14 protein-coding genes are annotated in these 16,331 nt (G+C 70.6%); 5 read left to right on the top strand and 9 right to left on the bottom strand.

The window, feature by feature from the left end:
* Positions 1-140: 140 nt before the first annotated feature.
* Positions 141-1,472: a nitrate/nitrite transporter gene (locus NR112_RS07405; RefSeq protein WP_256793353.1), complete on the bottom strand. Its 1,332-nt coding sequence runs from the start codon at positions 1,470-1,472 to the stop codon at positions 141-143.
* A gap of 17 nt (positions 1,473-1,489) precedes the next feature.
* On the bottom strand, positions 1,490-2,938 hold the full coding sequence (locus NR112_RS07400; RefSeq protein WP_256793352.1) for an NAD-dependent malic enzyme: 1,449 nt from the start codon (positions 2,936-2,938) through the stop codon (positions 1,490-1,492).
* A gap of 173 nt (positions 2,939-3,111) precedes the next feature.
* On the opposite strand from NR112_RS07400, the gene NR112_RS07395 reads away from it, so the two are divergent.
* Positions 3,112-5,607 carry an HAD-IC family P-type ATPase gene (locus NR112_RS07395; protein WP_256793351.1) on the top strand — a complete coding sequence of 832 codons (2,496 nt, stop codon included), beginning with the start codon at positions 3,112-3,114 and terminating at the stop codon, positions 5,605-5,607.
* A 173-nt stretch (positions 5,608-5,780) separates the two neighbouring features.
* A complete protein-coding gene (locus NR112_RS07390) occupies positions 5,781-7,016 on the top strand; it encodes an MFS transporter (RefSeq protein ID WP_256793350.1) in 1,236 nt (411 codons plus the stop codon).
* A gap of 255 nt (positions 7,017-7,271) precedes the next feature.
* On the opposite strand, the gene NR112_RS07385 is transcribed toward NR112_RS07390, so the two are convergent.
* From NR112_RS07385 to NR112_RS07365, 5 genes are all read right to left on the bottom strand, one after another.
* A complete protein-coding gene (locus NR112_RS07385) occupies positions 7,272-7,748 on the bottom strand; it encodes a GNAT family N-acetyltransferase (RefSeq protein ID WP_256793349.1) in 477 nt (158 codons plus the stop codon).
* Positions 7,745-8,875, bottom strand: coding sequence for a phosphotransferase (locus tag NR112_RS07380; protein WP_256793348.1), 1,131 nt, complete (start codon positions 8,873-8,875; stop codon positions 7,745-7,747). Before NR112_RS07380 ends, NR112_RS07385 begins: the two co-directional genes overlap by 4 nt.
* Before the next feature lie 272 nt (positions 8,876-9,147).
* Positions 9,148-9,567 (bottom strand): arsenate reductase ArsC, encoded by a 420-nt coding sequence (locus NR112_RS07375; protein WP_256793347.1) that lies wholly within the window; start codon positions 9,565-9,567, stop codon positions 9,148-9,150.
* Positions 9,564-10,259 carry an aquaporin gene (locus NR112_RS07370; protein WP_256793346.1) on the bottom strand — a complete coding sequence of 232 codons (696 nt, stop codon included), beginning with the start codon at positions 10,257-10,259 and terminating at the stop codon, positions 9,564-9,566. Before NR112_RS07370 ends, NR112_RS07375 begins: the two co-directional genes overlap by 4 nt.
* Entirely contained in the window at positions 10,256-10,603 is a 348-nt protein-coding gene (locus NR112_RS07365) for a metalloregulator ArsR/SmtB family transcription factor (RefSeq protein ID WP_256793871.1), read from the bottom strand. The genes NR112_RS07370 and NR112_RS07365 overlap by 4 nt, the downstream gene beginning before the upstream one ends.
* Before the next feature lie 99 nt (positions 10,604-10,702).
* Here NR112_RS07365 and NR112_RS07360 point away from each other — a divergent pair, with 99 nt between their 5' ends.
* The 3 genes from NR112_RS07360 to NR112_RS07350 all read left to right on the top strand — a co-directional run bounded on the left by NR112_RS07360 (position 10,703) and on the right by NR112_RS07350 (position 12,633).
* Complete coding sequence (locus NR112_RS07360; protein ID WP_256793345.1) at positions 10,703-11,164, top strand: ArsI/CadI family heavy metal resistance metalloenzyme; 462 nt, start codon at positions 10,703-10,705, stop codon at positions 11,162-11,164.
* Positions 11,165-12,080: 916 nt separating this feature from the next.
* On the top strand, positions 12,081-12,314 hold the full coding sequence (locus NR112_RS07355; RefSeq protein WP_306216919.1) for a ribbon-helix-helix domain-containing protein: 234 nt from the start codon (positions 12,081-12,083) through the stop codon (positions 12,312-12,314).
* A gap of 4 nt (positions 12,315-12,318) precedes the next feature.
* On the top strand, positions 12,319-12,633 hold the full coding sequence (locus NR112_RS07350; RefSeq protein ID WP_256793344.1) for a type II toxin-antitoxin system PemK/MazF family toxin: 315 nt from the start codon (positions 12,319-12,321) through the stop codon (positions 12,631-12,633).
* A 1,419-nt stretch (positions 12,634-14,052) separates the two neighbouring features.
* On the opposite strand, the gene istB is transcribed toward NR112_RS07350, so the two are convergent.
* A complete protein-coding gene (gene istB, locus NR112_RS07345) occupies positions 14,053-14,856 on the bottom strand; it encodes an IS21-like element helper ATPase IstB (protein WP_256793343.1) in 804 nt (267 codons plus the stop codon).
* On the bottom strand, positions 14,856-16,088 hold the full coding sequence (gene istA, locus NR112_RS07340) for an IS21 family transposase (protein ID WP_256793342.1): 1,233 nt from the start codon (positions 16,086-16,088) through the stop codon (positions 14,856-14,858). Before istA ends, istB begins: the two co-directional genes overlap by 1 nt.
* Between the last annotated feature and the right edge of the window lie 243 nt (positions 16,089-16,331).

Genomic DNA, 16,331 nt, shown 5'->3' with positions numbered 1-16,331 from the left:
GCCCGCAACAGGTGGCCACTCGACGGGTCGGCACCGGCGGAACGTGGCCACTCGACGCGTCGGCACCGGCGGAACGTGGCCACTCGACGGGTCGGCACCGGCGGAACGTGGCCTCTCGACGGTTGGAGGGGGCGCGACCGTCAGTGGAAGGTGACGGAGCGGCCGGCCTGCATGGCGGCGTACGCGTCGGGATCGGCCTCGAGGGCCGCGCGCCGCGCCTGGTGCCGGTAGCGCAGGATCTGCACGATGCCGAGCGCCCACACGGGGTACTGCACCGTCATCGCGACCCGGAACGCGTCGACGTCCCACGTCGACGGCCCGGCGGGGGCGACCCGGTCGAGGACGACGCCGACGAGGGCCACCGCCGTCAGGGTCGCGATGAAACCGCCGGTGTTGACGATGCCCGAGGCGCTGCCGATGCGGGTCGGCGGGTTGAACGTGCGCGCGACGTCGAAGCCGATCATCGAGCCCGGGCCGCCGATGGCGATGAGCACGACGAGGACGACGAGCATCCACAGCGGCGCGCGCCCCGGCCAGAGCAGCACCACCGTCCAGGCGGCGATCGCGGCGGCGACGATCCACAGCACGAGGGTGCTGCGCGAGAACGGGTAGCGCATCGTCAGCGTGCCGATGACGGGGCTCGACACGACCGTCGTGACGACCATGAGCATGAGCAGCACGCTCGCCGTCGACGCCGAGACTCCTTGTCCTGCAACGAGGAACGGGAAGCCCCAGAGCATCGTGAACATGTTGGCCGCGAACTGCGACGTGAAGTGCGACCACAGCCCGAGCCGGGTCCCCGGTACGAGCCACGCTGCCCGCAGCGTGCGCGCGATGGCCCGCAGCCGGAGCTCGTCGCGGTGGTGGTCGACGTAGGGGCTGTCCTTGACGACGACGACGAGCGCGACCCCGGTGAGCACGCCGACGGACGCCGCGACGGCATACGACGGGGTCCACCCGAAGTGGTGGAGCGCGGCTGCGAGCGGGCCGGCGGCGGCGAACGCACCGAGCTGCCCGAGCACCCCGGTCAGCTGCGTCACCATCGGCGTGCGGCGCGGTGAGAACCACAGGGCGACGAGGCGCAGCACCGAGATGAAGACCATGGCGTCGCCCATGCCGAGCAGCACCCGGCAGAGCAGCGCGGCCGGGAAGGCGTGGACGAACGCGAAGCCGAACTGGGCCAGCGTCAGCAGGGTGAGCCCGACCCCGAGCATCCGCTTGCTGCCGTAGCGGTCGAGCAGCGCCCCGACCGGCAGCTGCATCGCCGCGTAGACGAAGACCTGGACGATCGTGAAGGTCGACAGCTGCGAGCTGCTGATGCCGAAACGGTCGGCGGCCTCGAGACCGGCGACGCCGAGCGAGGTGCGGTGGAAGACGGCGAGGACGTAGACCGAGATGGCGGCCGCCCACACCGCCCAGGCGCGGCGGCCGTCGAGCGGATAGCGCTGTCCGGGATGGGTCGTGCTCGTCATCCGGTCGGTCGTGCTCCTCAGTTGGCGCCGGTCATCGGGATGTTCTTCGCCGGGGCCTTGGGCACGCAGTCGACGATCGCCTTGGCGACGGTCTTGCTCATGTCGGGCTGGAAGACGCTCGGGATGATGTAGTTCGGGTTCAGCTGCTCGTCGGTGACGACCGAGGCGATGGCGTCGGCGGCCTTGATGAGCATCTCGGTCGTGACGTCGGTCGCCCGGGCGTCGAGCAGGCCGCGGAAGACGCCGGGGAAGGCCAGCACGTTGTTGATCTGGTTCGGGTAGTCGCTGCGGCCCGACGCGACGACGGTGGCCCGCTGCGTCGCCTCGTAGATGTCGACCTCGGGGTCGGGGTTGGCAAGCGCGAAGACGATGCGCTTCTCGGCCATCTCGTCGATCCACTCGGGCGCGAGGATGTGCGGCGCGCTGACGCCGATGAAGACGTCGGCGCCCTGGAGGCCGTCGCGCAAGGTGCCGGTGAGGCCCCGCGGGTTGGTCTTCTCGGCGAGGTCGCGCCACGCCGGCGTCAGGGACTCGTCGTCCTGGTTGAGCAGGCCCGGCCGGTCGGAGACGGTGACGTCGACCGCACCGGCGGCGAGGAGCAGCTGGACGATCGCCGAGCCGGCCGCGCCGCCGCCAGAGACGATGATGCGCGCGTCGGGCAGCTTCTTGTCGATGCAGCGCAGCGCGTTCTTCAGCGCTGCGAGCACGACGATGGCCGTCCCGTGCTGGTCGTCGTGGAAGACCGGGATCGAGAGGCGTTCGCGCAGCTTGGCCTCGATCTCGAAGCAGCGCGGGGCGGCGATGTCCTCGAGGTTGATGCCGCCGAAGCCGGGGGCGATGAGCTCGACGGTGCGCACGATCTCGTCGACGTCGGTCGTGTCGATGCAGATCGGCCACGCGTCGATGTCGGCGAAGCGCTTGAAGAGCGCCGCCTTGCCCTCCATGACCGGAAGCGCCGCCATCGGGCCGATGTTGCCGAGGCCGAGCACGGCCGAGCCGTCCGTGACGACGGCGACCGAGTTGCCCTTGATCGTCAGGCGCGGCACGTCCTCGGGGTGCTCGAAGAGGGCCTGGCTCACGCGGCCGACGCCGGGCGTGTAGGCCATCGCGAGGTCCTGGCGGTTGCGCAGGTTGACCTTGGACTCGACGGAGATCTTGCCGCCGAGGTGCAGCAGGAAGACGCGGTCGGAGACCTTGTGGACGCGGACGCCCTCGAGCGTCTCCACCGCGTCGACGACCTCGGTCGAGTGCTCGGCGTTGCTGGCGGAGCAGGTGAGGTCGATGACGAGCCGGTCGGGGTGCGAGTCGACGATGTCGAGCGCCGTGGTGATGCCGCCACTCTCGGCGACCTTCACCGCGAGGGCCCCGATGACCGCCGGGTCGGTGCCGGCGTGGATCCGCATCGTGATCGAGTAGGAGGCAGTGGTGGCGCGGGCACGTTGGATCGACTCAGTCACGCGCCCCATCGTCCCACGACCCGGGAAGCACCCCGGACCTCGTCCGAAGACCGATCAGTAACCTTTGTCCGCCACCCGGGGACGACGGTCGTATGCCGTCGCGCCGGCGTCCCGAGACGCCTCCGCAGCGCTCGCGCGCGTTCCACCGCGGAGGCCAGCACCCGGCATACGACAATGGGCCGGTGACGACAGACGGGGCGACACACGGCCCGACACACGGGACGACGGACGGCCCGACCCCTGGCGGTGCGACCCTGACCCGGCCCGAGGGGCTGACGGGTGCCGAGGTGGCCGAGCGCGTCTCGCGTGGCGCCGTCAACACGCTGACCGAGCGGACGTCACGCTCGATCGGCGAGATCGTCCGGGCCAACGTGCTGACCCGCTTCAACGCGATCCTCGGCGCCCTCTTCGTCCTCGTCATGGTGACGGGGTCGTTCGCCGACGGGCTCTTCGGGATCGTCCTCGTCGTCAACTCCGCCATCGGCATCGTCCAGGAGTACCTCGCCAAGCGGAAGCTCGACCGGCTCGCGCTGCTCAACGCCCCGACGACGCGGGTCGTGCGCGACGGCGAGGTGCGGGTGGTGCCGACGACCGCGGTGGTGCAGGACGACCTCATCGAGCTGCGCACGGGCGACGAGGTGCCCGCGGACGGCACTCTCCTCGCGAGCGCCGGGCTCGAGCTCAACGAGGCGAACCTCACCGGGGAGTCAGACCCGGTGCCGCACGGCGAGGGCGACGACATCATGTCGGGCACGAGCGTCGTCTCGGGGTCCGGCCGCTACCGCGCGAGCAGGATCGGCGCCGACGCCTATGTCAACCGGATCGCCGCTGACGCAAGGAAGTTCACGCGCACGCGCTCGGAGATCCAGGACTCGATCAACACCCTGCTGACCTACATCACGTGGGTCATCGTCGGCGCCCTGCCGATCGCGATCTGGTCGCAGTGGCAGACCGTCGGTGACCAGGGCTGGCGCGAGGTCGTGATCCGGTCGGCGGCGGGCGTCGTCGGCCTCGTGCCCGAGGGACTCGTGCTCCTCACGTCGGTGGCCTTCCTTCTGTCCGCCGTGCAGCTGACCCGGCGCAACGTCCTGGTGCAGCAGCTCCCGGCCGTCGAGGGCCTCGCCCGGGTCGACGTCGTCTGCCTCGACAAGACGGGGACGCTGACCGCGGGCGAGATCGCCTTCGAGGGCGCGCGCACCCTCGACGGGCAGGATGCCGACGAGATCCGTTGTGCGCTGGGAGCGCTCGCCGACGACCCGAACGCCAACGGCACGCTGACCGCCGTGGCCGCCGTCGTCGAGGCGCCCGGCTGGGAGCGCACGCAGACGATCCCGTTCAACTCCTCGCGCAAGTGGAGCGCGGCGTGCTTCGCCGAGCGCTCGACGTGGGTGCTAGGCGCGCCGGAGGTGCTGCTCGCCGCCGACCCGCAGCCGTCGCCGCCGAAGGTGGTCGAGGCGATCCGGGCGCAGGTCGCCGAGCTCGCCGACTCCGGGCGGCGCGTCGTGCTGCTCGCCCGGAGCGAGGAGCACCTCACGGATGCCACACTGCCGGCCGACATCACCCCGGCTGCCCTCGTGACGCTCACCGAACAGGTGCGTCCCGATGCGAAGGCGACCCTCGACTACCTCGCCGAGCAGGGCGTCGTCATCAAGGTGATCTCGGGAGACAACCCGGTCACCGTCGCCGCGGTGGCCCGAACGGTCGGGCTGGAGGTCGGCGAGCCTGTCGACGCGCGCGGCCTGCCCGACGACGAGGACGCCCTGCGCGCGGCCCTCGCGACGCACGCGGTCTTCGGCCGCGTCACCCCGGAGCAGAAGCGCGCCTTCGTCCACGCGCTCCAGGCCGACGGCCACGTCGTGGCGATGACCGGAGACGGCGTCAACGACGCCCTCGCCCTCAAGGACGCCGACATCGGCGTGGCCATGGGCAACGGGGCGCAGGCCACCAAGGCGGTCGCCGAGCTCGTCCTGCTCGACGGGAAGTTCTCGCACCTGCCCGACGTGCTCGCCGAGGGACGCCGGGTCATCGGCAACGTCGAGCGGGTCGCCAACCTCTTCCTCGCCAAGAACGCGATGAGCCTCGTGGCCATCCTCGCTGCTGCGCTCATCGCCGTCCCCTTCCCGTTCCTGCCGCGCCACCTGACGCTCGTGTCGGCCGTGACCATCGGCATCCCGGCGTTCTTCCTCGCCCTCGGACCCAACAAGCGCCGCTACCTCTCCGGATTCCTCGGGCGCATCCTGCGATTCGCCGTGCCGTCCGGCGCCGTCGCGGGCGTCGCCGTCATCACGTCCTACCTGCTCGCCGGAAGCAGCTACGGCGTGCCGCCGGACGAGTTCTCGACCCGTTGCGCCGTCGAGTCCGGCGCGAGGACGGTCGCCGACGTCGCCTGCTGGCAGCCGGGCAGCGGCGCGACGATCACGCTCCTCACCGTCTTCTTCTGGATCCTCGTCGTGCTGGCCCGGCCCTTCCGGCTGTGGAAGGCCGTGCTCGTCGCCGCGATGGTCGGTCTCGCCGTCACGGCTTTCGCGTGGCCGTTCGCCGCGTCCTTCTTCAACCTCGACGCGCCGTTGCCGCTGGTCTGGCAGTCGCTCGCGGTCGGCGCGGTCGGCGCTGGGCTGGTCGAGGTGATCTACCGGCTCTCGCCGTCGGTGCGCCACGCCCACCACCTGCGCGACTGACGACCCGCGCGGAGCGTCGCCCGTCGCCGCCCTCCGACCGCTCGTCGAGCGGTGGCCGGGTCCCGGAGCGCGACGCCCTACACTGGAGGTGCACAGGGATCTGGCGTGACCTGTTGGGCGGGTAGGCACGCACCCTTGTCGCGTACCCCGCGACCAGATCCGGAGCTGCACACGTGTCCCCCATCGACTCCTACCGCCACCTCTTCGGCCTCACCGGCCGCACCTACATCGTCGTCGCGTTCCTGGCCCGAATGCCGCTCGCGATGAGCCAGCTGGGCACCCTCCTGCTCGTGTCGTCAGCCACCGGCAGCTACGGCGCCGGCGGCTTCTGCGCCGGCGCCCTCGCCGTGGCCAACGCCGTCGGGGCGCCCTTCTGGGGCGCCCGGGCCGACCGGCTCGGCCAACGCCGGGTCGTTGCCTTCCAGTCGCTCGCCGGAGCGGCCGGCCTCGTCGGCATCCTCCTCGTCGTGGGTGCCGGGCTCCCTTGGGGCGTGGCCGCGGTCGCGAGCGCCGTCGCGGGTCTCCTGCTGCCGCAGATCGGTCCGCTGGCCCGCGTGCGCTGGCGCCCCATCACCGCCGAGACCGGGCCGCGCCAGCACCGGCTCGTCGATGCCGCCTTCTCCTACGAGGGCGCGGCGGACGAGGCCTCCTTCGTCCTCGGCCCTGCGCTCGTCGGGCTCGGCGTCTCGCTCGCGAGTCCCGCGGCGGCGTTGGCGCTCGCGGCCGCGGGTCTCGCCGTCTTCGGCACCTGGTTCGCCCTGCACGAGACGGCGACGGTCACGCACGCCGCGACGTCACGGACGACCGGCGCCGTCGGCCGGCTGATGACACCCGCCGTCGTCGTCCTGTGCGCCGCCCAGCTGCTCGTCGGCACCGTCTTCGGGTCGGTCCAGACCGGCACGTCCGTCCTCGCCACCGCCGCGGGCTCCCCCGGCCTCACGGGCTACTTCCACGCCCTGCTCGGGGTCGGCAGCGTCATCGCCGGTCTCGCCGTCGCGGGGCTGCCCGCCCGGTTCGCGCTGTCGACGCGACTGCGGTGGTTCGCGGTCGGGCTGCTCGTCCTCTCGGCGCCGCTCCTGCTCGTCGGGTCGCTGCCGGCTCTCGTCCCCGTCCTGCTCGTGCTCGGCCTCACCGTCGCGCCGTACATGATCACGACGTTCACCTTGGGCGAGCGCGTCACGCCGCCGTCCCGCACCGGCGCCGCGATGACCGCGCTCGCCGCGGCCACCGGGCTGGGCTACGCGCTCGGCGCCGCGCTCGCCGGACGCCTCGCCGACTGGGGCGGGCACACGCCGGCGTATGCCGTCACCGTCGGCGCCGGCGCCGCCGCCGTCCTCGTGTCGTGGGGATTCCGACGGGTCCTCGAGCGCGCCCAGCCCCACGAGCCCGCGCCGGCGCCCATTGCCTGAGCCGGAACGGTCCGGTCCGGTCCAGTCCGGTCCAGTCCGGTCCAGTCCAGTCCGGTCCGGTCCAGTCCGGTCCCACCACGAGTGCGCCCTCGCCCCGAAGGTGCGCGGTGCACCGCGCACCTTCGGGGCGACGGCGCACCCATAGCGCCGGCCAGCACCCGAACCCGACCATTCCGGCGCCGCGGCCCCCGAACCGACGCCCACCCCTCCCCGAGCCCGACCACTTCGGCGCGACGGCCCCGAACCGGCGGCGCGTCAGCGGTCGAGGCGGAGCCGCATCGCGGGCCAGGCCGTCGGGGTGAAGCCGAGCTCCTCGTAGAGCCCCGACCCCTCTCCCGTCGCGAAGAGCTCGACGACCGTGGCCTCCGTCTCGTCGCGCAACCAGTCGAGGACTCCCACGACGCACGCGCGGGCGAGGCCCTGCCGGCGAGCCCGAGGGCGGGTGGCGACGTTGTTGACGAGACCCCAGACCCCGTTCGGGTTGACCGGCGAGGGGGTCTCGAAGCGGAGCCCCGCCATGGCCCCGGCCACGACCTCACCGTCGGCGTCCTCGGCGACGACGACGCAGGCCCGGCCGCCGTCGAGCTCCCGCTCGAACCACTCCCTGGCCGCCTCCTGCCAGCCCGGGTCGTCGACACCCGGCACGCCCATCGCCGAGAACATCAGGGCCCGCAGGCCGACCACGACCGCGGCATCGGGGGCGGTGGCCCGCCGGGTCGTCCAGGCGGTCACCGGAACGCACCACCGGTGAACGCCGGGGCGAGCGGCACGTCGGTGGCGGCATACGTCGTCTCGACGGCACGCGCCAGCTGCAGGGCGACCTCGGCGAGCTCGGGCAGCGCCCGCCCGAGCGCGGCGGTGCGCAGGAAGCGGAGCACCCGGTCGGGCATGCCCGGCATCGGCTTGACCGGGTTGACCCGCTGCGGCTCCCCGTCGACGAGTCCGGCCAGGCACCAGCTGCCCGCGAGCCACGCCCAGGCCTCCGTCGCGAGGTCGAGGTCGTGATCGAAGTCGGCGCCCAGCACCTCGGGCCACTCCACCGCCACGGCGGCGCGCCATCGCCCCAGCGCCACCTCCGCGGCAGAGGCCTCGAGCGACCAGGCGCACCAGCACGTCGGCCACGGCACCCTGAGGTAGGCCGCGTCCCAGACGATCGGTCGCCACACCGCGAACTCGAAGTCGAGCAGGACGAGGCCGCCGTCGCGCACGAGGTTGTTGTCGGGGCACATGTCGGCGGCGGACAGACTGCAGGCGTCTACCCGGAAACGGTCCGGCACCCTCGCGAGCACGTCGAACGTCCCCTCGTGCACCGGGACGTCGAGGGCAGCGGCGAGGCGGTCCCACACCGAGGCGGCCTCGCCGAGGTGTGTCGGGAGGTAGTCGACGTCGACCGGCTCCGACGATCGCGCCAGCACGCCGGACTCGAAGGCGTCGCGCACCTGCCGCCCGGCCCGGTGCAGACCCGCCACGGCCGTGGCCCACCCGGACAACGTGGCCGCGGCGCGGTCGGCGTCGTCACCGAGGAGCGCGTCGGCCAGGTGCGTGCCGTCCCCGAGGTCGCCCATCACGACGAGGCGCGGGTCGCCGGACTCGGCCAGCAGCGTCGGCGTCTGTGCGACCCCGGTCAGTGCCTCGAGGGCGGACGCCTCTCGGGCGTAGGCCTCCCACCCCTCGTCACCGAGGTAGCGCTTGACGACGAACGAGCGGCCCGAGGCGTCGACGGTTCGCACGACGAGCGTGCGGCGACTGCCGGGGAAGGGCTCGCCCACGGCTCGCAGCGGACCTCCGACGAGAGCGGCGGCGACGGCCAGCGTCTCGGCCAGGACGTCCTGGCCCACGTCTGCCCGGGTCTCGCTCACCGGGTCACTGTGCCAGATCGACGGCGGCCCGGGCTCGACCGGCAACTTCTACAAAAGCCCCACCACCCACCATTTCCAAACTTCTCGGCACAAATTTGTCGAAAGTCCGTACGCGGGGCCACAGGTTCATTAATGTCACACCTGTAACACCCCCACGGCTGGCACGCACCCCCCCATCCGCACCAGCCTCGAAGGAGCCCATCCTGCGCGCGCAGGTGGGCTCCTTCGTCATTCCCGGGAGTATGCCGTCGCCACCCATGCGACTCGGGTTCTCAGTCCCTGGTGAGCTCGGCGATCAGTGCCTCGATGCGGGCGCGGATCTCGTCGCGGATGGGTCGGACGTGGTCGAGGTCCTGACCGGCCGGGTCGTCGAGGACCCAGTCCTCGTAGCGCTTGCCGGGGTAGAACGGGCAGGCGTCGCCACAGCCCATGGTCACCACGACATCTGCCTCCCGGACTGCGTCGTCGGTGAGCAGCTTTGGTGCCTCGGCGGTGATGTCGATGCCCACCTCGGCCATCGCCGCCACCGCTACGGCGTTGACCTGGTCGGCGGGCGAGGACCCAGCGGACCTGACCTGGATGCGGTCGCCCGCGAGGTGCTGCAGGTAGCCGGCGGCCATCTGGGACCGGCCGGCGTTGTGCACGCACACGAACAGGACGGTGGGCCGGTCGGTCGGGCTGTGGTCGGTCATGAGCGGGCCTTTACAGATGGGAGGGTCGCGGTGTCACTGCGTCGGGGGTGCAGCAGGGTGACGACGCCGAGTCCGGCTGCGCCGCCGAGGATCTGGGCGAGAACGAACGCGGGGACGCTGGCCGGGGCGATGCCGGCGAAGGTGTCTGAGAGGGTGCGGGCCACCGTGACGGCGGGGTTGGCGAACGAGGTCGAGCTGGTGAACCAGTACGCGCCCAGGATGTAGCCGCCCACGGCAAAGGCGACGCGGCTGCGGTCGGCGCCGCGGAGGGTGCCGAAGACGATGACCACGAGGCCGAGCGTGGCGACGGCCTCGCCGAGCCAGAGCCCGGGGCCGGTGCGCACGTGCTGGGAGATCGAGATCGCGGGCTCGTCGAACATGAGGTTGGCGACCACGGCTCCGACCACCGCACCGGCGACCTGCGCGGCCACGAGCGCGGCGGCCACCCGCGTGGGGATCGTGCCGAGCACACGCTCGAGCACCGTGATGACCGGGTTGAACGAGGCCGACACCGGATGCAGGGCCAGGATCAGGGCGACGAGCACAGCCCCCGTGACGACGGAGTTCTCCAGAAGCTGCAGGCCGACGTCCTCAGGGGACAGACGACTGGCGGCGATGCCCGATCCGATGACGGCCGCGACGAGGAACGCGCTCCCGACGAACTCGGCCGTGACCTTCTGCCGGAGCCTCACGAGGCCGGGTCGGAGATGAGCGTCGCCAGCGCCGACAGTGCGGCACCGCTCGAGCGGTAGTAGACCCACACGCCGCGCTTCTCACGATCGAGCAACCCGGCCTCGTGCAGCACCTTGAGATGGTGGCTGATCGTCGGCTGCGACAGCTCGAACGCATCGTTGAGATCGCACACGCACGCCTCACCGCCCTCGTGGGAAGCGACCAGCGACAACAGACGCAGGCGCACGGGGTCGGCCAGCGCCTTGAGCATCGGTGCGACCCGCTCGGCGGCCTCGCGGCTCAGAGGCTCTCGGCTGAGCGGAGAGCAACAGGCCACGGCCTCGACGGGCGTCAGGGTCAACATCGCAGAGTTCGACACGCGTCGATATTGACAGACATCGATGCCGTGCTGCAACGTCGGTTCCACACACATCGACAGCCATCGATCTCTTAGGAGCCCATCATGAGTCGCATCCAACTCGCCCTGAACGTCGACGACCTTCAGGCCTCCATCACCTTCTACGCGACGCTGTTCGGCTCCGAGCCGGCCAAGGTGCGTCCCGGGTATGCCAACTTCGCCATCGCCGAGCCCCCGCTGAAGCTCGTTCTCATCGAGAACCCGGGGCAGGGCGGCAGCCTCAACCACCTCGGCGTCGAGGTCGCCGACGTGGATGCGGTCGACGCGGAGCAGACCCGGCTGGCGGAGGGCGGCCTGGCGATGCGCCAGGAGCGAGGCACGACGTGTTGCTACGCCAAGCAGGACAAGTTCTGGGTTCAAGGGACCCCGAACAGGGAGCGGTGGGAGGTGTACACCGTGCTCGCCGACAGTGCCGCCTTCGGTGGAACCTCACCAACCGAGACCTCAGGATGCTGTGCAGATGGCGGCGCAGACGACGCCGTGCCGACCGCGAGCGCGTGCTGCTAGTCCGAGCGTCAGCAACCCCGCCGCGGCGCCCCCTGCCCGGCGCCCTTCGACGATCGCGCGCACAGCGCGGCACGGCCGCGCGACCCTCGTCGCCTCAGAGCGGCACGTCCGGACCCGCTCTCCTCACGAGTGGCGCGATCCGGTGGGCAGCGCCATCCGGCGCTCCGGGAGCCGCCAGCCGGCCAGCCATGGGGCCCACCGTCCAACTCACGCGGGCAGATCTGACGTCTGAGGAGCAGAAACGCCCCCGGCAGGGCCGGGGGCGTGACTGGAGCCGCTTATCGGAATCGAACCGATGACCTATTCATTACGAGTTCGTCCTCGACGCCGTTTTGGGCCGCGTTCGTGCTGTGGGTGCCTGCCATGTGGTGCTGGCTGGCATGGCTGTTGAGGGCGGTCGGGGGCACGTCGGGGGCACGTTCGGGGCAGATGCCGGCCCTGCGGGCTTGCGCATCGACCATCGCCCGGCCGCTCGAGAAGGCGCCGCGCAGAAGGCGCTCGACCAACTCAGCCGAGCGGGTCGTCGTCGCCAGGTGGCTGTCGAGGTGGGCAGTGGTCCTCCGTGGGGCTGTGCCCGAGCGGCGACGGCTGGGGCCTCCCTCGTCCAGGCGCTTGTATCCCGGCGGATCAACGAGTCGCCGGCCGCGAGTGGGGTCTGGACGTCGGGCTCCGCCGCGAGCTCGTCATAAAGCGTGGGGGCGGCGGGGTGCGCGAGGACGGCGCGCCAGCGCCGCCCGCAGCGCGGGGTCCCTGCCGCGGGTCCCCGCGCTTTTCTGCGCCGCAGGCGCAGCTTGAGCCAGTACAGAAACTCTTCACCGACTCGAATCCCGATTGCGCGGCCCGTGGATCCTGCATGCTCGGGGAGCGGCATGAGCGTGAATCCCATCTTGGGATGCAACGGAGTATGCTCGTCCACATGAGCACTCAGATTGCAGTCCGCCTGCCCGACGAGATGGTGGCCTTCCTCGACCGTGCTGTGGCCGCGGGCGAGGCGCCGAGCCGGGCAGCCCTCGTCACGTCGGCACTGGAACGAGAGATGCGCCGGCTGATCGCGGAGCACGACGCGCGGATCCTTGGCTCCAAGGGCGCGGCGGACGATCTTGACGACCTGGTGGCCTGGACCAGCACCCACATTCGGGTCGAGGACTGACCGGGTGCGAGAGATCTGCTTGGTCCGGCTCGACAAGACGCGACCAGCGCTGGTCCTGACCCGGGAAGCTGCTCGGGGTGCGATGACCAAGGTGACCGTGGCCCCCATCACCGGCACCATCAAGGGGTTGTCCAGCGAGGTGGCGGTGGGACCCGGCAACGGACTGGACCACGACTGCGTGGTCTCGTTGGACAACGTCCTCACCGTCCCGGTGGGCGCGCTTGGGCGCACCGTCGGCTATCTCAGTCCCGCACAGGAAAGGCAGCTCGCGCGAGCTGTGGTGCTGGCATACGACCTCGAGGTGCCACTTCTCGAGTAGCTCACGGCGGCAATGTCGGGCGAGCGTAGCCGCCCTCAACGCGGCCGTAGCGGACGTTGCTTCCGTTCGGTGACCACCTGCCTCAGGGCCTCGCGGTACTGTAGAAAAGCTCCTATGCCACCCGGGGATGCTCCGCCTCACGACCCACGACTGGATCCCTTCCTTGATGCCGTCTGGGAACTGAGCCGTCAGGGGAGGGTGGAGGCGTATCTCGTCACGAATGTGTCGAACTTCCGGTACTGGCCGTTTGGCCGCAAACGCCGTGACTGCATGTGGTTCAGGGTCTGCTGGCCCGACGGCCGATTTGAGGTGCCTGAGGACGATTACGGACCTGAGTGGTACTTCGTCGCCGACTTGGAACAGGGCAAGTTCCATGGATCCGACGGCGCGTTCGACGCCAGGCCAGTGGAGGGTCCCCTTCGTGACCAGCTTTGGGAACAGTACGGGCCACCGTGACAACCGAAGTGGCGAGACGCCCCCTCTCCCTGTGCAACCCGGCACTCACCCTCCGCGGCAATGTCGGACGTCCCGTCCTCCGAGCGGCAGTTGCGGACGCTCCTACGTCGCCGGCCACCGCCAATATTCGACCTCGTAGGCGTCCCCCAGCTCGGCTTGAAGCCGTTGAGCCAGCCACTGTCCCTCCTCATCCCAAGACCTGTGTCCGGATTCGTCAACGATGGCGTAGCGCGATGTCCGGACACCCATGAGCTCCTCCCACTCTTGAGCCCACCGACACAGCTCACTGCGAAGTCGGTCTGACACTTGGAGTCGGTCGAGGTCAGCCATCCCCGTTTCATCCCACACCGGATCGGCGCTGTAGTCGGGGAACACCCGCAGAAGCGGGCGGCTGTCGGCTGTAGGGGACACAGCATGATTATCCCTTCCGGCGTCTTGCGGAAGGTCTGAGGACGTTTCTCGTAATGCGCCGAGTGCGCAAAGTCGGATGTTGTGTCCGAACGGGCGTACGGCGGCGAGCCGCGCGTCGACGCAGCCCCGCGAGGGCATCCGCTTTGAGGACGGCAGGCACAAATGGCAACAGGACGTCCATCGGCAGGCGAGGATGGCGCCGTGAGCGAGTTAACCATCGCTCTCGACCTGGTCGAGAGAGAGACTGCAGAACTGGACACCCCGCCCCAACGACAACGTGGCCGTAGATGCTGTTGAGGCGGTCGCCCTCGAAGGTGAGGTAGGCATCGAGCTGCGATGGACACAGGGGTCGGTCGGGTCCGCTCAGCGGCGCTTCACGCTGATCATGACGGTCCATGAGCTGCTCAACCTCGGCTACGGAGGCGTAGACCCTGTGGATTGGGCGGCCGGGTCTCTGACCCTGGCGGTCGAGGAGCCGCATGCCGAGTGTCGACGCCGCTCGGAAACGAGGCCGTTCCGACGGTCGAAAACGAGGCCACCGGTTTGTCGGTTCTAGTCTGCCGGGTCTTGGGTTCTGATGCTGGGCAGGGTGTCGATTCCTCGGTTGCGTAGCCGGTAGCTGGCGCCCTTTAGGGTCAGGACGTCGGCGTGGTGGACGATGCGGTCGATCATGGCGGCCGCGACGGCTTGGTCACCGAAGACACCGCCCCAGCCGCTGAACGGCAGGTTGCTGGTCAGGATGAGCGAGGCGTGTTCGTAGCGGCTCGACACGAGCTGGAAGAAGAGGTTCGCGGCGTCTTGCTCGAAGGGCAGGTAGCCGACCTCGTCGACGATGATCAGCCCGTAGCGCCGCAGCCTGGCGAGCTCGTGCGAGAGCCGTCCGGCGCGGTGGGCCTCGCTGAGGCGGGTGACCCAGTCGACGGCGGTGGCGAACAGGACGCGGTGGCCGTGGTGCGCGGCCGCGATGCCCAGGCCGGTGGCGAGGTGGGTCTTGCCGGTGCCGGGCGGCCCGAGCAGCACGACGTTGCGTGCCTCGGTGAGGAACCCGCCGGAGGCGAGTGCGGCGATCTGTTGCCGAGCGGCGGGGTGGGCGTCCCAGTCGAACTCCTCGATCGTCTTGCGGGACGCGAATCCGGCGGCCCGGATGCGGAGCTGGGCGCCGGAGGCGTTGCGGGCGGCGACCTCACGGTCCAGGACCGCGGCGAGGTACTCCTCGTGGGTCCAGCCGGCGTCGCGGGCATGGTCGGCCAGCCTGGCGGCGGCTTCGGCGATCCGGGGTGCCTTCAACGCCGACGCGAGATAGGTCAGCTGCTTGAGCGCCTCGGTCGCGTCGGTCTTGCTCTTCGCGGTCGCCATCACGCCACGTCCTCCCCGCCCCGGCCGCCGCCGTCGATGACGCCGAAGGCCCGGTCGTAGTCGGTCAGGTCCCGCGCCAGCTCCTCGTGTGGGTCGGCTGAGGGGCGGGGCTGCTGGAACTGTTTCCGCAGCGTCCGCGCTGCCGCGACGTGGGCCGGGTCGGTGATCGTCTGGCTGCGTGCCCACACCCGATCGTGTGCGGCGACCACGCGTCCTTCATGGCGGACTTCGACACCAGACAGGTCCGCAGTGACGTCGACGAACCTGCCGATCACGGTCGGGTCGACGGAGTAGTCGTTGCTGTCGACGCGGACGTAGTAGTCGCGGCCAAGGCGGACCCGGTTGACCCAGCCCACCGCGGGCGGGACCGGTGGCAGCGGAAGCATCGCGGCCCGATCAGCATCGACCCTGTCGACCGGACGCGCCCGGATCGTGCGCACCACGCGGCTGTTGGCGATGGTGAGCCAGTCGGTGAACTGGGCGTCGAAGTCCGCCGGGGACTCGAAAGTCCTGCCGGGCATGAAAGAGGTCTCGTAGTAGCCGTTGCGACGCTCGACCACGCCCTTGGACTCCGGGTCATACGGCTTCAATCGCTGCACCGTGGTGGCCAGGGTGCCAGTGAATGCACCGACCCCCTCGGCGTGCCGCTTCCCGCGGCCGATGCCGCTCTCGTTGTCCCAGATCAGCCGGCGCGGGACCCGGCCGAGCTGCTGCAGCAGCTCCCACATTCCCAGCAGCAGGTCGGCGGTGTGCCGGGTCGGAATCATCCGCCCGAGCATGAACCGCGAGTGCGCTGCCGTCATCACGAGCACCGGCAGCAGCGTCGTCGTGCCGTCCTCGAGCGGGATCTTCCGCGGCGGGAACCACAGGTCGCACTGCGCTGCGTCCCCGGGCAACCACGTCAACCGGTCCGCCGGATCGACCGGCCTGTGCTCAGAGCGCAGTCCCCGGACGTTGTCGCGGAACCACGTGATCGACCCGGCCCAACCGACCCGCTCGGCGATCACCGTGGCCGGCATGTCCGGATGCTCGGACAGCAGCTGCCGCAATGCTGGCTCGAACGGCGTGAACGTCGTCGGCACGGCCGGCCGCTCGTACTTCGGTGGCCGGTCCGAGGCCAACGCCCGCTCGACCGTCGACCTACCGATCCCCAAGTCCCGTGCGACCTGACGCTGCGGAACACCATCCGCAACCAGTCGCCGGATCAGAGCCCAATCCTCCACTGAGATCACCCATCCAATCTGTCTGGGTGGCCTCGTTTTCGACCGTCGCTATGGCCTCGTTTTCAAGCGTCGTCGACACCGAGACGCACCCGGGCGTGCGAGAGGTTATTCGATCTCTCCCGTAAGGGTCGTGTGCATGATCGAATGCCGATTCGGTCAGCGGCAATGTCGGGCGAGCGTAGCCCCCCTCAGAGCGGCATGTGCGTGAGGTCGGCGGGTCAGCTACTGCCCGTACGAGAGCCGCAGGTCGCG

The sequence above is a fragment of the Terrabacter sp. Ter38 genome (genome assembly GCF_024519435.1).
Lineage (GTDB): Bacteria > Actinomycetota > Actinomycetes > Actinomycetales > Dermatophilaceae > Terrabacter.
This window is presented reverse-complemented; position numbering and strand designations above follow the sequence as displayed.